This window comes from Microbacterium aurantiacum, assembly GCF_021654035.1.
Lineage (GTDB): Bacteria > Actinomycetota > Actinomycetes > Actinomycetales > Microbacteriaceae > Microbacterium > Microbacterium aurantiacum.
In genome coordinates this window covers 546341-564168 of sequence record NZ_JAJPDW010000001.1, presented here as the reverse complement: position 1 = coordinate 564168, position 17828 = coordinate 546341, and the positions used below count along the sequence as shown (strand labels likewise).

The 17828-nt window shown below is 71.0% G+C and carries 16 protein-coding genes; 2 read left to right on the top strand and 14 right to left on the bottom strand.

Annotated features, from left to right (window positions below; translation table 11 throughout):
- Positions 1-3: 3 nt before the first annotated feature.
- The 7 genes from LTL01_RS02720 to LTL01_RS02690 form a co-directional block, all read right to left on the bottom strand.
- Positions 4-402 carry a PPOX class F420-dependent oxidoreductase gene (locus LTL01_RS02720; protein WP_053548860.1) on the bottom strand — a complete coding sequence of 133 codons (399 nt, stop codon included), beginning with the start codon at positions 400-402 and terminating at the stop codon, positions 4-6.
- A 12-nt stretch (positions 403-414) separates the two neighbouring features.
- A complete protein-coding gene (locus LTL01_RS02715; protein WP_236967312.1) occupies positions 415-972 on the bottom strand; it encodes a pyridoxamine 5'-phosphate oxidase family protein in 558 nt (185 codons plus the stop codon).
- 94 nt (positions 973-1066) lie between these two features.
- Positions 1067-2725 carry an alpha-amylase family protein gene (locus LTL01_RS02710; RefSeq protein WP_236967311.1) on the bottom strand — a complete coding sequence of 553 codons (1659 nt, stop codon included), beginning with the start codon at positions 2723-2725 and terminating at the stop codon, positions 1067-1069.
- Complete coding sequence (locus LTL01_RS02705; protein ID WP_053548863.1) at positions 2722-3687, bottom strand: TIGR03885 family FMN-dependent LLM class oxidoreductase; 966 nt, start codon at positions 3685-3687, stop codon at positions 2722-2724. The genes LTL01_RS02710 and LTL01_RS02705 overlap by 4 nt, the downstream gene beginning before the upstream one ends.
- A gap of 61 nt (positions 3688-3748) precedes the next feature.
- Entirely contained in the window at positions 3749-4723 is a 975-nt protein-coding gene (locus tag LTL01_RS02700; protein ID WP_236967310.1) for an arsenic resistance protein, read from the bottom strand.
- A 30-nt stretch (positions 4724-4753) separates the two neighbouring features.
- Positions 4754-5449 carry a GTP cyclohydrolase II gene (locus LTL01_RS02695; protein WP_236967309.1) on the bottom strand — a complete coding sequence of 232 codons (696 nt, stop codon included), beginning with the start codon at positions 5447-5449 and terminating at the stop codon, positions 4754-4756.
- A gap of 241 nt (positions 5450-5690) precedes the next feature.
- Positions 5691-6782: a PIG-L deacetylase family protein gene (locus LTL01_RS02690; RefSeq protein WP_236967308.1), complete on the bottom strand. Its 1092-nt coding sequence runs from the start codon at positions 6780-6782 to the stop codon at positions 5691-5693.
- Between the two features lie 219 nt (positions 6783-7001).
- On the opposite strand from LTL01_RS02690, the gene LTL01_RS02685 reads away from it, so the two are divergent.
- On the top strand, positions 7002-7847 hold the full coding sequence (locus tag LTL01_RS02685; protein ID WP_236967307.1) for an NAD-dependent epimerase/dehydratase family protein: 846 nt from the start codon (positions 7002-7004) through the stop codon (positions 7845-7847).
- Here LTL01_RS02685 and LTL01_RS02680 read toward each other — a convergent pair.
- The 3 genes from LTL01_RS02680 to LTL01_RS02670 all read right to left on the bottom strand — a co-directional run bounded on the left by LTL01_RS02680 (position 7827) and on the right by LTL01_RS02670 (position 10238).
- Positions 7827-8756 carry an alpha/beta hydrolase gene (locus LTL01_RS02680; protein ID WP_236967306.1) on the bottom strand — a complete coding sequence of 310 codons (930 nt, stop codon included), beginning with the start codon at positions 8754-8756 and terminating at the stop codon, positions 7827-7829. The two genes, LTL01_RS02685 and LTL01_RS02680, sit on opposite strands and share 21 nt — an antisense overlap.
- 22 nt (positions 8757-8778) lie before the next feature.
- On the bottom strand, positions 8779-9906 hold the full coding sequence (locus LTL01_RS02675; RefSeq protein WP_236967719.1) for a fatty acid desaturase family protein: 1128 nt from the start codon (positions 9904-9906) through the stop codon (positions 8779-8781).
- 128 nt (positions 9907-10034) lie between these two features.
- On the bottom strand, positions 10035-10238 hold the full coding sequence (locus LTL01_RS02670) for a cold-shock protein (RefSeq protein ID WP_236967305.1): 204 nt from the start codon (positions 10236-10238) through the stop codon (positions 10035-10037).
- A 300-nt stretch (positions 10239-10538) separates the two neighbouring features.
- Between LTL01_RS02670 and LTL01_RS02665 the strand changes: the two genes are divergently transcribed.
- Positions 10539-10796, top strand: a complete 258-nt coding sequence (locus tag LTL01_RS02665) for a substrate-binding domain-containing protein (RefSeq protein WP_308195163.1) — start codon at positions 10539-10541, stop codon at positions 10794-10796.
- A gap of 84 nt (positions 10797-10880) precedes the next feature.
- On the opposite strand, the gene LTL01_RS02660 is transcribed toward LTL01_RS02665, so the two are convergent.
- From LTL01_RS02660 to glgX, 4 genes are read right to left on the bottom strand one after another with little or no spacing between them, the layout of a single operon-like run.
- Complete coding sequence (locus LTL01_RS02660) at positions 10881-11462, bottom strand: DUF1349 domain-containing protein (RefSeq protein WP_236967304.1); 582 nt, start codon at positions 11460-11462, stop codon at positions 10881-10883.
- Positions 11459-13213, bottom strand: a complete 1755-nt coding sequence (treZ, locus tag LTL01_RS02655; protein WP_236967303.1) for a malto-oligosyltrehalose trehalohydrolase — start codon at positions 13211-13213, stop codon at positions 11459-11461. The genes LTL01_RS02660 and treZ overlap by 4 nt, the downstream gene beginning before the upstream one ends.
- On the bottom strand, positions 13210-15603 hold the full coding sequence (gene treY / locus LTL01_RS02650) for a malto-oligosyltrehalose synthase (protein ID WP_236967302.1): 2394 nt from the start codon (positions 15601-15603) through the stop codon (positions 13210-13212). Before treY ends, treZ begins: the two co-directional genes overlap by 4 nt.
- A gap of 1 nt (position 15604) precedes the next feature.
- A complete protein-coding gene (glgX, locus tag LTL01_RS02645; protein ID WP_236967301.1) occupies positions 15605-17821 on the bottom strand; it encodes a glycogen debranching protein GlgX in 2217 nt (738 codons plus the stop codon).
- Positions 17822-17828 lie beyond the last annotated feature (7 nt).

The following is a 17828-nucleotide window of genomic DNA, read 5'->3' as shown; positions in this document are numbered from 1 at the left end:
GGGTCAGGAGGCGTCGAACAGCCCCGACGACCCCATCACACGCTCGGGTTCGATGCGGATCACCACGCGTTTCGGGTTCACGCGGGGCGGCCGGTAGCGCTCGGTGTACAGCTCTTCGGCGCGCCGCACGGCAGCGGGATCGCGCTCGATCACCGCGCGTCCGGCGATGCTCAGCCACTGCGGCCCCGACACCTGCGCGACGGTCGCCCGGCCGTCGCGCTCGACGTTGCGGACCTTCTGCGTCCCGTCGCCGGTGATGATCCGCACGACCCCGTCGGCCACCGTGAACCCGACGGCGACCGCGTGGATGAGTGCGGTCGGGCCGATGGTCGACAGGGTGGCCAGGTGGCGGTCGGAGACGAAACGTCGCCCGTCCTCGGTCAGATCCGCAAGCGTGGGCACCCGTTCATTCGATCACACCGCGGAGCCCCCGGGGCGCGGCGGCAGGTGCGGGATCGGCTTGGGTTTGCTGTCGTGGGCATCGTGGATCTCATGCGCTCCTGAGTCAGCCGGTCCCGACGCTCCGGGCGGCGCATTCCGACGCGCATTCCGCGACGCGCTCCGGGACGCACGGAGGAAGCGGCGCCCGCTCACGCGGTCAGGATCGACCCGCACGACCTCGTTCTTCACCCACGACCCCGCCGAGCGCAGACCCCGGACTCCGGATGCCTCGACCTCGGCATCCGTGTCGAGGATGCGCGCGCGACCCCGGACGACCACGCTCCACACGTCTCCGTGATTCTCCCGATCGATCTCGAAGGCGACCGGCCGCCCCGCGGCGAACGCATCGAGCTTCGCGCCCGGCGCGGTGCGGAGGAACAGCGCGTCGGCGCCGGCGACGTAGTTGACCGGGAACAGGTCGGGCGAGCCGTCGGGGTCGACGACGGCGATCCGGCCGAGATGGCTGATGCGCAGCAGGCGCCAGCACTCGGCGACCTCGAGCACTTCCACTTCGGGTGATGGCGCGTGCATACCGACCTCCCATGAACGTCCGGAGATCCAGTCAACGCCGGTGGGGGCATCCGTTCAAGGCCCTTCGTCCCACGCCCACCGGACGAAGAATGGATCAGACGAGGATCTCCTCCCCCGGCCGATGCACGCGGAACCAGTGCCAGCCGAACGGGGCCACATCGATCTCGACCACGGCGCCGTCTGCGCGATGCACGCCCGCGCCGAAGAGGTCGCTGAGGACCGTGCCCTCCGGCTCGTCGCCGACGTCGATGCGCGCCACGCACGGCACGTCGTCGAAGTTGTGGACCGCGATGAGGTGGCCGAGGTCGCTGCGCACCCCGTGGACGAGGAGGGCGTCGTTCTCCTGCGCGAGGATGCGCAGCTCGCCCCACCCGATCTCCGGGCTCGTGCGGTAGCGCGAGGTGAGGTGACGCACGAACTGCAGCAGCGAGTCGGGGTCGTTCCGCTGGGCGGCGGCATTGACGAAACGCGGCGCGTAGCCGTCCTCGGGGAACCGACCCGGCCACCTCGAGGGCGCCGCGGTGGAGAAGCCGCCCTTCGCCTCCGCGGTCCACTGCATGGGGGTGCGGACGGCGAGGCGATCGGTGACGCGCGCGTCTTCGGCCATCCCGATCTCCTCGCCGTAGAAGAGCACGGGGGCTCCGGGGAGGGAGAACATGAGGCTGTAGACCATCCGGAGGCGGCGCGGGTCGCCGTCGAGCATCGTCGGCAGACGCTTGACGATCCCGCGGTCGTAGATGCGCTGACTCTCGTCGGGTGCGAACGCGGCGAAGACCTCCTCCCGCTCCTCGTCGCTGAGCTTGTCGAGGGTGAGCTCGTCGTGGTTGCGGACGAAGTTCGCCCAGCCCGCCTCGATCGGCAGATCCGGCCGCGCCTCGAGCGCCGTGCGGAGCGGCGTCGTGTCCCGCCGGGCGAGCGAGAGGTAGAGGGCCTGCATCCCCACGAAGTCGAACTGCAGGTCGAGCTCGCCACCCTCAGGACCGCCGAAGTACTCCAGCTGCTCGTCGTAGGGCAGGTTGACCTCGCCCAGCAGCATCGACTCGCTGCTGCGCCGCCGGAGGAAGCGCTTCAGGTCGCGGAGGAACGCGTGCGGGTCGCCCATGTCCTCACCCTCGGGCGGTTCGATGAGGAAGGGCACGGCATCCACGCGGAAACCCGAGATGCCCAGCTTCACCCAGAAGCCGATGACCTTCGCGATCTCGTCGCGGACCTTCGGGTTGGCGATGTTCAAATCGGGCTGGTGCCGGTAGAACGTGTGCAGGAAGTACTGCTCGGTCTTCTCGTCGTACTCCCAGATCGAATCTTCCTCGCCCGGGAAGATCATGTTCGGTGCATCGGCGGGAGCCTCATCGGTCCAGACGTAGAAGTCGCGGTAGGGCGAGGTGCGGCTGCGGCGGGCGGAGATGAACCACGGATGCCGGTCGGAGGTGTGGTTGACGACGAGGTCGACGATCACGCGGATGCCGCGATCCCGCGCCATCCGGATGACCTCCACGAGATCGCCGTGGGTCCCCAGCCGCGGGTCGATGCCGTAGAAGTCGCTGACGTCGTACCCGTCGTCGCGGTCGGGGGTCGGGTAAATCGGCATCAGCCACAGGCACGTGATGCCGAGGTCGGCGAGATAGTCGATGCGCTCGGCCAGACCCTCGAGGTCACCGATGCCGTCCCCGTTCGCATCGAGATAGGTCTCGACATCCAGGCAGTAGTAGATCGCCGACTTCCACCACAGGTCGGCGGTGTCCGCGGGCTTCATACGATCGCCCGCAGGGCCGGGAGGAGCTCGCGGCCGGCACGCTCGATGAACGAGCGCTGGTCCGGGCCGACCTCGTGGAGGTAGACGCGGTCGAAGCCGACCGAGACGAGATCGGCGATCCGGGCGGCGAGCTCGTCGGCGTCGTCAGAGATGAGGACGCTCTCGCGGAGTTCCTCGTCGGTGACGTCCGAGGCCGCGGCATCGAACTCCTCCGGAGTGGAGATGTCCCACAGCCGCGTCGGCGGAAGGGCGCCGTGACGCCACTGATCGCGCACGGTACGCATGCCAGCGTCGAGATCATCGGTCAGGCAGACGTGCACCTGGAGGGCGGCGGGACCGCGGCCCCCGGCATCCCGGTAGCCGGTAAGCACCCGCTCCAGCGTCTCCCGCGGCTGGGCGACGGTGGCGAGGCCGTCCGCCCACGGGGCCACGCGGACGGCGGTTTCGACGCTGACCGCGGCGGCGAACAGCGGCGGGGGTGTCTCCGGGAGCGTCCACAGGCGCGCTTCGTGCACGCGCACACGGCCGTCGTGCGTCACCTTCTCGCCGGCGAGGAGTCGGGCGATGACGGACTGCGCTTCGTCCAGGCGCCGGTCGCGTTCGGGCTTCTCCGGCCATCCTTCGCCGGTCACGTGCTCGTTGAGCGCCTCACCGCTGCCGAGCGCCGTCCAGAACCGCCCCGGGAACATCTCCTCCAGCGTCGCGATCGCCTGCGCCGAGACGACCGGGTGCATGCGCTGCACGGGCGACGAGACCGACCCGATCGAGAACGAGGTGCGCGAGAGTGCCGCCCCCAGCCAGCTCCACGAGAACCCGGACTCACCCTGGCGCACGCCCCACGGGGCGAGGTGGTCCGAGCACATCGCGGCGTCGAAACCGGCCTGCTCCGCGAGGGCGACCCACTCGAGGAGGGCGCTCGGCGGGAACTGCTCGTGCGAGGCGTGATAGCCGATGACATCCATTCCCCCACCCTCGCGTCCGAACGCCCGAGCAGCGGAGGCTTGCGGCCGGTCTGCGCTTCGGCTAGGCAGACGGCGACCGATGCCGCACCAGGCGCGGGACGACGGCGACGAGGACGACCATCGCGACGAGCTCGACGAGCGTCTGGGTGACCACCACGAGCGGCGTCAGCGCGAAGCCGGCCGGGAGGGCGAGCGCGAGCGGCAGGACGACGAGGGAGTTCCGCGTCACCCCGCTGAAGACCACCGCCCGCCGCTCGGGGACGGCGAGGCCCGCGACGCGGGCGGCGACGATGCCGAGCGGAACCATCACCGCCGTGAACGCGAGGTACACCGGGACGACGGCGAGGAGCGCACCGGCCCGACCGGCCACATCGGCGATCTGCGAGGCCACCACCACCGCGAGGGTCAGCATCATCAGCGGGACCATCGCGGTGATTGCGGCATCCTGGATCCTCGCGATGACGCGGACGCGACGGGCACCCAGCTGCACGAGGACCGCCGCCCCCAGGGGCAGAGCGATGAGCAGGAGGAAGGCCTCGACGAACGGTCGGAGATCGAACGCGCCGACGATCGTGGGGCCCGCCAGGAGGAGCAGATACAGCGGCAGGAGGAGGATCTGCACCACCATCAGCAGCGGAGTCGCCGCGAGGAGCTTGTCGCGCGCACCACCGGCGAGGCCGGCGAAGACGATGACGTAGTCGACGCACGGCGTCAGCAGCACCAGCAGCACGCCGACGAGCACCGCCTCCTCGGCGGCGACCACGCGGCTGAGGGCGAAGACGACCAGCGGCACCACGAGGAAGTTGACGGCGAGCACCGTGGCGGCGAAGCGCGTGTCGCGCAGCGCCGTCCCGAGCGTCCGGAACGGCACGCCGAGGAACGTGGCGAAGAGGAGGAGGGCGATGACCGGGGTGATCGCCGGTGCGACGACGGGAGCGGTCGCCGGGGCGAGGATGCCGACGGCGGCTCCCCCGGCGATCGCCGCGAGGCACAGCGCCACCTGGTGGCGTTCGAGCGTCGCGGCGACGGGGGGCACCGCTCCATCATGGCCCGGGCGGGGCGTCCGTCACGCCGCGGGGAGCTCCAGCAGGTGCCCGGTCCGGTCGCGCTTGGCCTCCAGGTACCGGGCGTTGGACGCGGTGACGTGGACGCCGGTGCGGACGACATCGACCACGTCGATCCCGAGCGCCGAGAGCTGCGCGGCCTTGTCGGGGTTGTTCGTCAGGAGACGGATGCCGCCGACCCCGACCGCGCGCAGCATCTGGGCGGCGGCGGTGTAGTCGCGTTCGTCCTCCCCGTGGCCGAGCGCGGTGTTCGCGTCGTAGGTGTCGAGGCCGGCATCCTGCAGCGCGTAGGCGTCGAGCTTCGCGTACAGGCCGATCCCGCGGCCCTCCTGGCGGAGGTAGAGGAGCAGGCCGCCCGCGTCGTTCAGGCGCTCGGCGGCCTCGCGCAGCTGAGGTCCGCAGTCGCACCGCTCCGAGCCGAAGACGTCTCCGGTGAGGCACTCGCTGTGCATGCGGATGAGGACGTCCGCGCCGGGGGTCACCTCGCCGTCGTCATTCACCGCGTCGCCGAAGGCGAGGAGGAGGTGCTCGGCGCCGTCGACCAGGCCGGTGAAGGTGAGCACCCGCGCGGGAGCGGTGTACCCGTCGGAGAACCGCAGCGGGATGGTCACCGCAGTGCGCACCTGCGCCTCGGTCAGCGGGGTGATCTCGGCCGGGTGAACATCGGCCGGGACATCGGCGGGGCGGGCCTGTGACATGGGGGCTCCCTCGTTCGGTGACCGCAATGCGGCGTTCGTGCGACCGCGATGCGGGAGTGCAAGCCGGTCGTCTCGCTGATTATTCCGGCGCGCGCAGGGGGTCGGATGCAGTTCCGCCGGATTTCTCCGCGGGCCGAACTCCTCCGATCCGGCCCCGGTTGGCCCCTGCGGGCCCGGATTCGGCCGTTTCCGGCCGGAATGGAGGAGTTCGGTACGCAGCGGGGGCGGCGCGGGAGGCGGGTCAGCCGGCGGGGAAGAGCTCGGCCTCGGTCTTGGCGTACTGCCGCTGCAGCCACACACCGAACTTCGGCTTGGCCAGGCACGCCTGCGCCGACGCGCACGAGACGACCGAATCCTGCGCCGCGTACACCCGGAACGCGTCCACCTTGCGCGCCAGCAGGTCGCCGGAGAGGTTCGCCGGCAGGTCCTGGGTGCGGTAGCCGACCGCGTAGCTGACACGGTCGGCGGGGAAGCCGATCGCCTGCCACGCGGCGCGGGTGACCGTGCCGGTCGCCGAGTGGTCGGGGTGGTCGCCGCCGGCCCACTCGGTGCCCTGCGGCACATGGGTGTACAGCTGATCGACGCGGTAGGCGACGATCAGCTCCGACAGCGACGAGGTCAGCGCGTCGAGGGTCAGCGGGGTCCCGCCGTCGATGGGCGCGAGCGACGCGAGCGCCCCCGAGACCAGGGCCGGCAGCGTGACGAACCCGGTCGCGCGGAATCCGCCGCCGTTCAGCGCTCCGTCGGGGAGGCGCAGGAACACCACGGTGATGTCCGGATCATCCTCCGGCGACCACTGACTGATCTCGACGCCCGAGTTCAGCGTCACGCGGTGCTCGGCCCAGAACCCCTGCGCGCCCCGCATGGTGTTGTACGCGCGCAGGATGCCGAGCTCACGGCCCTTGGCGTAGTGCTCGCCGCGCCCGGCATCCGACCCGGTGAGGAACACGGTCCGCACGCACCGCCCGGCGTCGAACGCCTCGAGGAGACGCGGATTCATGAACAGCAGATCGTCGTCGTAGTGCGCCCACACCGACATCGTCACGCCCGTGTCGCACGGGATGTCGGCGGGCGAGACGGGCGGCGGGGCCGGCTCCGGCTCGGGTGCGACGGGCTCGGCGACGGGGGTCTCAGTGGTGTCGGGAACGGGGAGCGAGGCCGCCGGCGACGGCGTCTCCGGCGGCGACGAGGCCGTCGGGGTACCGGACACGCCGGACGCCCCGGCGGAGGTGCTCACACCGAGACGGTCGGTCGAGGTCACCAGGAACCCGGCGAGTGCCGCGCCGCCCGCACTGCTGAGCCCGACCACCGCGGCGATCGTCAGAACCGCCACCACGGCATTCCGTGCCCGTCCACGCGCCCTCGGGCGCGCACGACGCCCTTGTTCGCGCGCGTCCATCGCGCGCCGATCCCCCACGTGACCGTCCCCCAGTCCTGTCTGCGCCGGATCACCCCCGTGCCCGCGCGCGCCTGATTATGACACGAACGACGCGCAGGGGCTCACATCGACGCGATGGATCCCCCCGGGCGGCGGACATGCGAGGCTGATCCCATGCGTATCGCCCTCACCGGATCCAGCGGAAAGCTCGGCACCGTCGTCGCTCGCGAGCTGCGCGCCGCGGGTCACGATGTCATCGGGATGGATGTCGCGGGGACCCGCGCCCCCGGCTTCCTCCAGGTCGACCTCACCGACTACGGCCAGGTCGTCGACGCGTTCGCCGGGCTCGGCGATCGTGGGGACGGCGTGGACGCGGTCGTCCACCTCGGGGCGATCCCCGCGCCGGGCCTGCGGAGCGAGGTCGCGACGTTCCACAACAACATGACCGCCACGTTCAACGTGTTCTGGGCTGCGGTGCGGCTCGGCATCCGTCGCATCGTGTACGCGTCGAGCGAGACGGTCCTCGGCCTGCCCTTCGACGTCCCCCCGCCCTACGTCCCTGTGGACGAGGAGTACGCGCCGCGGCCGGAGAGCGTCTACTCGCTCGTGAAGACGCTCGAGGAGCGGATGGCCGACGAGCTCGTCCGCTGGCACACCGACCTGTCCATCACGGCCCTGCGCTTCTCGAACGTCATGGTCCCCGAGGACTACGCCGCCTTCCCGTCCTTCGACGCGGATGCCGGCATCCGGAAGTGGAACCTCTGGGGCTACATCGACGCGCGCGACGGCGCGCAGGCGGTCGAGCGGGCGCTCACGTCGGCGCCGGTGGGCTTCGACACGTTCATCATCGCGGCGGCGGACACCGTCATGACCCGCCCGAACGGCGAGCTGCTGCACGAGGTCTTCCCCGACGTCCCGCGCCGGGGCGAGGTGGGGACGAACGAGACCCTGCTCTCGATCGACAAGGCGCGTCGCCTGCTGGGCTACGCTCCGCAGCACTCATGGCGCGACGAGGTCTAGGACTCCCAGCGCACCGCCGAGCCACGTGAGGGCTTCGCGACGGAACGCGACGGATGCCGGGGCCTCGGGGAAGAGCGTGTCGAACCCGTGCGGAGCCCCGGGCACGACGCGGAGCTGAGCATCCACCCCTGCGGCGCGCAGGCGCCGGGCGTAGGCGGCGTCCTCGTCGTGGAAGAGGTCGATGTCGCCGACGCCGATCCACGCCGGAGGGAGTTCCGCGAGGTCTCCGCGCTGGGCGGGGACGGCGTACGGCGGGGGGCACGCGAGGGCCTCGCCGAGGTAGGACCCCCAGCCGAACCGGTTGGAGGTGTTGTTCCAGACGGGGTGGGCGACGGCGTCGAGGGTGCGGTCTGCGGCCGTCCGCGCGTCCAGCATGGGCGCGATCAGCAGCTGCGCGGCCGGCGCGATCCCGCCTTCGTCGCGGAGTCGCTGCGTGAGGGCCGCGGCGAGTCCGCCGCCCGCGCTCACGCCGCCGAGGGCGATGCGCGACGGGTCGAGGTCGCGGGCCCGTGCCGTGGCGACGGTGCGCATCCAGACCGCGTGCACGTCATCGAGCGCGGCGGGGAACGGATGCCGGGGGGCGAGCCGGTAGCCGGCCGAGACGACGGTGATCCGCAGGGTCGCCGCGACAAGCGCGCAGAACCGGTCGTCCTGGCGGGGCGACCCGGTGACGAGCCCGCCCCCGTGGATCCACACGAGGGCCGCGGACGACCGCCGCGTGTGCGGACGGTAAAGCCGGTACTGCACGCCGGCCTCGCGCACCGCACGGACCGACACCGTCCGCGCGAGAGCCGGCGGCACCCGGCTGGGCACATGGCCGAGGAGCCAGCGGACCGGCCGCTTGCGCACATCGAGTGCGCGCGCCGTGGCGACGCCGTGGAAGGAGGGGTCTATCCGCGCGTCGTCCACGGTCCGGGCGAGCCCGGGCCGCCTAGCCGCGACGGTGGACGGCGACCACCGGGCAGTCGAAGGGGTCCCGGGCGGCGAGGCCGACGCGGTTGAGGTAGTCGATCACGATCGCGTACGAGCGCAGCAGCGTCGTCTCGGTGTACGGCACGTCGAGGGTGCGGCACTGCTCGATGACGATCTCGCGGGCCTTGGAGAGGTGCGGGCGCGGCATGTTCGGGAACAGGTGGTGCTCGATCTGGTAGTTGAGTCCGCCCATGAGCCACGTGGCCCACCAGCCGCCGGCGATGTTCCGGGAGGTGCGCACCTGCTTGGAGAAGAAGTCGAGCTTCGCGTCGGGGGCGATCACGGCCATGCCCTTGTGGTTCGGAGCGAAGGAGGCTCCCATGTACACGCCGAAGACCGCGAGCTGCACGCCCAGGAAGGCGAAGGCCATGCCGAGCGGGAGGAGGAAGAAGATCGGCACCACGAAGACGGCGAAGCGCAGGAGGAGGAGGCTGATCTCGGCCGCGCGGTTCTTGACCGGTCCGCGCCCGAAGACGTGGCCGAACGCGATGGCGTGGAGGTTCAGGCCCTCGAGCGTCAGGAGGGGGAAGAACAGCCATCCCTGACGGCGGGTGATCGCCCGGCGGAGACCCCGCGCGGACGCGGCATCCTCGTCGAGGAAGGAGATCGTGTCGATCTCGATGTCGGGGTCTTTGCCGACGCGGTTCGGGTTGGCGTGGTGGCGGGTGTGCTTCGTGGTCCACCACGAGTAGCTCATGCCGACGATGCCGTTGCCGAGGAGACGGGCGAGACGGTCGTTCGCGGGCCCGGAAGAGAGGATCTGCTTGTGCGCGGCCTCGTGCGAGAGGAACGCCACTTGCGTGTACAGGATGCCGAGCGCGGCGGCGATGAGCAGCGTGAACCAGCTGTCTCCGAGGAGGAGAAGACCGGCGACGCAGGCGGCGAAGCCGAGGGCGACGAGGCTGCCGGTGAGGGCGTAGAACCAGGGGGTGCGGCGCAGGAGGCCGCTTTCGCGCACGACCTGGGACACGTCGGTGAACGCGCGGGTCAGCTGCGGGAAGTCTTCGGTGCGGGAGTACGTCTGACGAACAGGTCCGAGCTTGGGCTCGAGGACGGTGGCGACGATGAGAGCACCTGCTCTTTCGATCGGGACCCGGGGGCCGGAAGCCAAGGGCGGGTGCCGATCGCTGTGTGGGCCCACTGTATGCCGGGTGCTATACGCGACCCGGCATACAGTGGACCGCCGACCGGAGGTCATCCGGTCGGCGGTGAGGATCAGAGAGGCCGGATGTTCGCGGCCTGCATGCCCTTGGGCCCGCGCTCCGCGTCGAACTCGACCTTCTGGTCTTCGCGCAGCTCCTTGAAGCCGGACGTGGCGATCGCGCTGTAGTGCGCGAACAGGTCGGCGGAGCCGTCATCGGGAGCGATGAAGCCGTAGCCCTTTTCGGAGTTGAACCATTTCACGGTGCCAGTGGCCATCGTGTCTTTCCTTTTTCTTTTTGTGCAAGCCGCGTATGCGACCATGGACGCCGTTCCGACGGATCGAGACGGACGAGGTGGGATCCGAGATCGTCGAGCGAGCGACGTGATCCGGATGAGGACGGCGATGATGCCGCGTGATGCGGCCCAGACTCCGCAGCTCCGCCGTGAGCGCAGAGGGTTCGGCGACGATGGAACCCCGAGAGCCGGGGTCGGGCCAGGCTAGCACGCCCGAGCCGTCCGGTCTGCATCCGGTTCCCATGCTCCCGCCGCGACGGGTTCCCGTCAGACGGCGCGGGCGTGGAGGATGACGGCGTTGCCCGGGGCGAGCAGCGGCTCCGGGAGGCCGGGCGCCGTGTGCCGGAGGACGTCGGGATCGTCGGGTTCGACGACAGCTCGTGGGCTCTGCGATGCGATCCGCCGCTGTCGACAATCCACCAGCCCGCCGGCGAGCTGGGGCGCGCGGCGGCGAAGGCGGTGCTCGCGCAGCTGCGCGGCGAGCGCATCGAGACCCCGATCATGCTCGACTGCCCCGTCGTCTGGCGCGAATCCGCCTGAGGGCCCTACCCCCTTCGTTCACTCGTCGCCTCTTGCGGGTGACCGCGCGATAGACCCGCAAGACGCGACGAGTGAACGTGTTCGTCAGTGGAGGGACGCGTCGGCGTCCGTCACCCGCCAGGCGTGGAACGGCACGCGCAGGCCCGCGCGCGTCGGACCGCACACCATCGGCCCCGCTCCCACCGCGCCGGGGTCGGCGGGAAGAAAGGGCAGCACCCGCACGAGGCGCAACGGCTCGCCCGTCGGTGCCGCGCGGACGGTGAGGGCATCGCCCGTCCAGCTCACCCGCACGGTGATCCGGCGATCCGTCCAGTCCGGGACGGGTGCGATCGACCAGTCCGAGCGGATGTCGGTGACCACGGCGCCGACGCCGGGGACACCGTCGGCGAACTCCACGCCCGCCTTGATCCAGTGCTCGTCCCCGGCGCGGACGAAGATCCCCGCCTGGTCGAACTCCCCGGAGAACGCCGCGGTGAACTCGACCTCGACCGCCGTGTCGATCGCGAACGGGGCGAGGAGCGCGTGCTCGGTGTCGTGCACGAACCCGTAGGAGGTGTGCCGCCAGGCGTCGCTCCCCTCCACCGCGGTGACGACGAGGTCTCGCCCGACCTCCTCCACCGCCGCCGGCTCGTGCGTCCACGTCCCGTCGGACCAGGAGCGGCTCATCGCGCGCCCTCGCCCGCCGCCCGCACGACGGTCGCCGAGACGGCCGGGAGGCGGAGCCCCGCCGGAATCACCGCGGTCGCGGGGTCGGTGGCGAGGAGGACCTCGGACGCGGCATCCGTCTCCACCGTCACGTCGGCCTCCGACACGTTGACCCACACCGTGACGGCGCCGCGGTCGAGGCGGTACACGCGGCCGCCCGCGACCTCGCGCTGCCCGGCGTCAGGCCACGCCGGGTCGGTCAGCTCGGGCACCTCGCGGCGGAGGCGTGCGAGCTCGCGGTAGAGCGACAGCAGGCGCATGTGCCGTCCGGTGGTCACCTCGTCCCAGTTCAGCTTCGATCGTGTGAACGTCTCGGGATCCTGCGGATCCGGAACGACGGATTCGTCCCAGCCCATCTCGGCGAACTCGGCGATCCGGCCCTTCGCGGTGGCCTCCCCGAGCTCGGGCTCGGGGTGGGAGGTGAAGAACTGCCACGGCGTGGATGCCGCCCACTCCTCGCCCTGGAACAGCATCGGCGTCCCCGGCGCGGTGAGCGTCAGCACCGCGGCGATCGCCAGGCGGTCGTCGTCGAGGTTCTGCGACAGACGGTCGCCCGTCGCGCGGTTGCCGATCTGGTCGTGATCCTGCGCGAAGGTCACCAGACGCCACGCCGGCACCTTGGCGGGGATCGGCTTGCCGTGATCGCGCCCTCGAAAGGACGAGTACGTGCCGTCGTGGTAGAAGCCGCGACTCCAGACCTTCGGCAGCGCCTCGGGGTCGGCGAAGTCCTCGTAGTAGCCCACGGTCTCACCGCTGACGGCGACGTGGACGGCGTGGTGCCAATCGTCGCTCCACTGCGCGGTGAGACCGTACCCGCCGGCCTCCCGCGGGAGGATCAGCGTGGGGTCGTTCATGTCGGACTCGGCGATGAGCGTCAGCGGTCGCCCCAGGTGCGCCGACAGGGCGTCGGTGCGGCGCGCCAGTTCGGCGAGGATGTGCTCGTCGCGCTCGTCGAGGAGGGCGTGGACGGCATCCAGCCGCAGCCCGTCGACGTGCATGTCGCGCATCCACATCAGCGCGTTCTCGACGATGTACGCCCGCACGGCGTCCTCGTCGAGGTTGACCGAGTCCCCCCACGTGTTGCGGCTGCCCTCGCGGAGGTAGGGACCGAACTCGGGCAGGTAGTTCCCGCTCGGGCCGAGGTGGTTGTAGACGACGTCCTGGATCACCGCGAAGCCCGCCGCGTGCGCCGCGTCGACGAATCGCTGGTACGCGGCGGGTCCGCCGTACGGCTCGTGGACGGCGTACCAGAGCACCCCGTCGTACCCCCAGTTGTGCACGCCGTTGACGGCGTTGACGGGCAGGAGTTCGATGTGGGTGACGCCGATGTCGCGCAGGTGCGGGAACTTCGCGATCGCCGCGTCCAGGGTCCCCTCGGGCGTGAAGGTGCCGATGTGCAGCTCGTAGATGAGTCCGCCCGCGAGCTGGCGCCCGGTCCAGGCGGCGTCCGTCCAGGTGTGCTGCGCGAGATCCACATGAGCGGATGCCGCGTGCACGCCGTCGGGCTGACGACGCGAGCGGGGGTCGGGGCGGAGGTCGTCGCCGTCGCCGAGCACGAAGCCGTAGCGTTCCCCGTCGGCGAGCTCGACGTCCGCCCGCCACCATCCGTCGGTGGCGGCGTCCAGCTCGAGGTCGACGCCGGGGGCGCCGTCCGTTCCGATCCGGCGCAGGCGCACCCGGGAGGCACGCGGAGCCCACAGGTCAACGGTCATCGGTCATCGTCCTCTCGGATGAGCAGAGCCACGGGGTAGTGCGCGAAGAGGTCCGCCACGGCGATCTCGCCCGCGGTGAACCGGCGGCCGGTGAACGCGTCGACGGCCGGAACCGGGCGGCGGAGCAGCGCGGTGTCCCCCCACCCGCCGCGCGCGGCCAGACCCACGGGCAGGCGGGTCGCGGCGACGACGGCCCCGCCGCGGTCTGCCGCGACGAGGTGATCGGCCGCGGCCCCGACCGCGGTCATCGGCGTGTAGCGGTCGAACAGCTCCGGGCGGTCGCGACGCAGTCGCAGCGTCCGGGACGTGACGAGGAGCTTGGCAGCTCCCGTCTCGTCGATCGGCGGCACCTGCTCCGCGGGCGCGGCGTCGAGGTCGGCGAGCATCCGTGCGCGCAGATCGAAGTCGACCGGGCGACGGTTGTCGGGGTCGACGAGAGAGGTCTCCCACAGCTCCGACCCCTGGTACACGTCCGGGACGCCGGGACCGGCGAGCTGCAGCACCTTCTGCGAGAGGCTGTTCACCCAGCCGGGGGCGGCGATCTCGTCGACGAACGCCTGCACCTCGGAGGCACCCGGCCCCGTCGCGGCGTCGATGACGGCGTGCATCCGCTTCTCGAAGTCGGCATCCGGATCCCACCACCCGGTGGCTTCGGCGGCCTCGCGCGCCGCCTTCTCGGCGTAGGCGTGGAGGCGCTCGGCGGAGGCCGGCCACGCGCCGATGATCGCCTGCCAGAGCAGAGCGTCGAAGGGCCCGTGCCCCGTCGAACCGATGCGCTGGAATGCGGCGAGCTGATCCGCCCAGCGGTCGGGCATCTCGGCGAGGACGCTCAGACGCGCGCGCACGTCCTCGCCCCGCTTGGTGTCGTGGGTCGACAGCGTCGTCATCGCGTGCGGCCACGCGGCGAGCCGCGCCGCCTGGGCGGTGTGGAACTCCGCGACCGACAGCGAGAACTGCGACGGGTCGCCGCCCACCTCGGTGAGCGGGCCGAGCCGGGTGTGCCGGTAGAACGCGGTGTCTTCGACGCCCTTGGCCATGACGGGCCCGGTGGTCTGCTGGAAGCGCCGCGCGACCTCGTTCGCCGGATCGGCCAGGAGCGGCACGAGCGCGTCGATGGTGGCGGCGAGCTCCGGCCGCCGATCACGGCTCTCGGCGGCAGCGGCCTCGAGGTGCTCGCGTCCCGCCGGCAGGTAGGAGCGGTAGACGGGGAAGCACGCCAGGAGCTCGGCGAGCGCGTCCTGCACCGGCTCCTCCGCCCCCTCACGCACGTCGTCGGGGAGGAGCCGGATGAGGCGGCGGATCTCGGCGACCTGGATCGTGTCCGCGATCATCCGCTTGGTGTCGTGGATGAGGTCGTGCCAGGCGAGCGGGGCGGGGAGGCCGCTGTCGGCGCGCAGGCGCGCATCGAGCGCGTCCAGGCCCGCTTCCCCCGCCGGGTCGATCAGGACCCGTCCGATCTCGGCGAGCGCGTCGTATCCGGTCGTCCCGTCAGTGGCCCACCATGCGGGCAGGGTCTCGCCGTGCTCGAGGATCTTCTCCACGAGCACGTACGCGTCCCCGGTCGCGCCGGCGAGGCGATCGAGGTAGGCGTCCGGGTCAGCGAGTCCGTCCGGGTGGTCCACCCGCAGACCGTCCGCGAGCCCCTCGCGCGTCCAGCGCAGGATCTCGGTGTGGGTCGCGTCGAACACCGCAGGGTCCTCGATCCGGACGCCGGCGAGCGAGGTCACCGCGAAGAAGCGCCGGTAGTTGAGCTCCGCCGCCTCCCGACGCCAGAACATCAGCTCGTAGTGCTGCCGGGCGAGCACCGCGCGGATGGTGTCGGCATCCGTCAGATCGGAGTCCTCCACCGCGTCCAGCGAACCGGGCGCGAGCGGGAAGACGTTCTCGTAGTAGCGCAGGAGTCCGTCGGGCGCGTCCTCCGCGGGGGTCCGATCGAGCGTGAGCTCTCCGGCGGCGAGGACCTCGTCGAGGGGACCGCCGAGGGCGGGCAGGCGCACGCGCCCGCCGCTGAGGCGCGGATCCACGTCGAAGGCGGCCGCGTGCGGCGACTCGGCGCCGCGGCGGAGCATATCCCACCACCACGCGTTCTCGCGCGGGGCGGAGACCCCCATGTGGTTCGGGACGATGTCGATCAGGATGCCGAGCCCGGCCTCCCGCGCCACGGCGGCGAACCGGTCCAGGCCCGCCGCACCGCCGCGGGCCGGATCGATCGCCGTGGTGTCGACGACGTCGTAGCCGTGGTCGGACCCGTCCGTCGCCGCCAGAAGCGGGGACAGATACGCCCACGACGCACCGAGGTCGCTGAGGTACTGCGCGCGGCGCGCCGCGGCGTCCAGGTCGAAGGAGGCGCGGATCTGCAGTCGGTACGTGGAGACAGGCTCGCGCCTCATGTCACAGCTCCGGTTTCGGTGCGGGTGCGGGCGTCGGCACGATCTGGATCGCCGAGGTGGCCGTCTCCGCGCTCAACACGGACGAGAGGGCGTGGTCGACGGTGGTGTCGGAGTCCGCGTGTTCGCGGAGGACGACCATCGACCGTTCGGCGACCTCGATCTCGCCCTCCGGCTTCACCGGTCCGCCGTCGGCCAGACGCGCCGCGGTGTCGACCAGCACGTCCCAGCTCGCGCCGTAGTCCGCGTTCGGCAGCCGGACGGAGACGGGCTCGTCACCGGCGTTGAAGAAGAGGATGAAGTGATCGTCCGTGATGGGCTCGCCACGACGGTCGCGCTCGCGGATGCCGTGGCCGTTGAGGTACACCCCGACCGCGCGGCCGAACCCGGAGTCCCAGTCCTCCGGCTGCATGACGGTCCCATCGGGACGGAGCCACACCACGTCGGGGACGGGGGCGCCCTCCTCTGAGCGGACCGGGCCGCCGTTGAAGAAGCGACTGCGGCGGAACGTCGGATGCTGGCGGCGGAGGCGCGAGAGGGCCGCGGTGAAATCGATCAGCGAGGTGTCGGCGGACTCCCAATCCACCCAGGTGATCTCGTTGTCCTGCGCATACCCGTTGTTGTTGCCGCCCTGCGTGCGGCCGAGCTCGTCTCCGTGCAACAGCATCGGCACCCCCTGGCTGAGGAGCAGCGTGCTGAGGAAGTTCCGCTGCTGCCGGGAGCGCAGCGCCAGGATGTCGGGGTCGTCCGTGGGGCCCTCGACGCCGAAGTTGTACGAGCGGTTGTGCGACTCGCCGTCGCGTCCGTCCTCGCCGTTGGCGTCGTTGTGCTTCTCGTTGTACGACACCAGGTCGCGCAGCGTGAAGCCGTCGTGCGCGGTGACGAAGTTGATCGAGGCGACCGGCCAGCGTCCGGAGTGGGCGTACAGGTCGCTGGACCCGGTCAGGCGGGAGGCGAACTCACCGAGGGTCGAGGGCTCGCCTCGCCAGAAGTCGCGGACGGTGTCGCGGTACTTTCCGTTCCACTCCGTCCACTGCGGCGGGAAGTTGCCCACCTGGTAGCCGCCGGGACCGACGTCCCACGGCTCCGCGATGAGCTTGACCTGGGAGACCACCGGATCCTGCTGCACGAGCTCGAAGAAGGTCGCGAGGCGGTCCACGTCGTAGAACTCGCGGGCCAGAACCGAGGCGAGGTCGAACCGGAAGCCGTCGACGTGCATCTCCAGCACCCAGTACCGCAGCGAGTCCATGATCAGCTGCAGGGCGTGCGGGTTGCCTGCGTTGAGGCTGTTGCCGGTGCCCGTGTAGTCGGTGTAGTACCGCTTGTCGTCGTCCTCGAGCTTGTAATAGGCGACGTTGTCGATGCCGCGCATCGACAGGGTGGGACCGAGGTGGTTGCCCTCCGCGGTGTGGTTGTAGACGACGTCGAGGATGACCTCGATGCCCGCGGCGTGGAGCGCGCGCACCATCGCCTTGAACTCCTGCACCTGCTCGCCGCGCTGACCGCTGGAGGCGTAGGTGTTCTGCGGGGCGAAGAACGCGATCGTGTTGTAACCCCAGTAGTTGGACAGCCCCTTCTCCTGGAGGGTGGAGTCGTCGACGAACTGGTGCACGGGCATCAGCTCGATCGCGGTCACACCGAGCTTCTGCAGATGCTCGATGACGGCGGGGTGGGCGATGCCACTGTACGTGCCGCGGAGCTCTTCGGGAACCAGCGGGTGGAGCTGGGTGAGACCCTTGACGTGGGCCTCGTAGATGAAGGATTCGGCGTAGGGGGTCTTCGGCAGGCGGTCGCCGCTCCAGTCGAAGAACGGGTTCACGACCACGCCCTTCATCGCGGCGGCGGCCGAGTCCTCGTCGTTGCGCGAGTCCGGCTCGCCGAAGTTGTAGCCGAAGACGGACTGCCCCCACGCCACCTGACCGTTCACGGCCTTCGCGTACGGGTCGAGCAGCACCTTGTTCGGGTTGAACCGCATCCCGTTCTCCGGGTCGTACGGACCGTGCACGCGATATCCGTACACCTGACCCGGCCGCACCTCGGGGAGGTACGCGTGCCAGACGTATGCGTCGACGTCGATCAGCTCGATGCGCGTCTCCGTCCCGTCATCGTCGAAGAGGCACAATTCCACTTTGTCGGCGCCCTCACTGAACAGGGCGAAGTTCGTCCCGTTCCCGTCGAAGGTCGCTCCCAGGGGGTAGCTCGATCCAGGCCATGTCTGCACGTCGCTC

What these genes read in the sequence shown, in the direction of transcription:
- LTL01_RS02715 (WP_236967312.1), bottom strand. Translation starts at nt 972, where the DNA reads ATGCACGCGCCATCACCCGAAGTGGAAGTGCTCGAGGTCGCCGAGTGC.
- LTL01_RS02710 (WP_236967311.1), bottom strand. Translation starts at nt 2,725, where the DNA reads ATGAAGCCCGCGGACACCGCCGACCTGTGGTGGAAGTCGGCGATCTAC.
- LTL01_RS02705 (WP_053548863.1), bottom strand. Translation starts at nt 3,687, where the DNA reads ATGGATGTCATCGGCTATCACGCCTCGCACGAGCAGTTCCCGCCGAGC.
- LTL01_RS02695 (WP_236967309.1), bottom strand. Translation starts at nt 5,449, where the DNA reads ATGTCACAGGCCCGCCCCGCCGATGTCCCGGCCGATGTTCACCCGGCC.
- LTL01_RS02685 (WP_236967307.1), top strand. Translation starts at nt 7,002, where the DNA reads ATGCGTATCGCCCTCACCGGATCCAGCGGAAAGCTCGGCACCGTCGTC.
- LTL01_RS02670 (WP_236967305.1), bottom strand. Translation starts at nt 10,238, where the DNA reads ATGGCCACTGGCACCGTGAAATGGTTCAACTCCGAAAAGGGCTACGGC.
- LTL01_RS02660 (WP_236967304.1), bottom strand. Translation starts at nt 11,462, where the DNA reads ATGAGCCGCTCCTGGTCCGACGGGACGTGGACGCACGAGCCGGCGGCG.
- treZ (WP_236967303.1), bottom strand. Translation starts at nt 13,213, where the DNA reads ATGACCGTTGACCTGTGGGCTCCGCGTGCCTCCCGGGTGCGCCTGCGC.
- treY (WP_236967302.1), bottom strand. Translation starts at nt 15,603, where the DNA reads ATGAGGCGCGAGCCTGTCTCCACGTACCGACTGCAGATCCGCGCCTCC.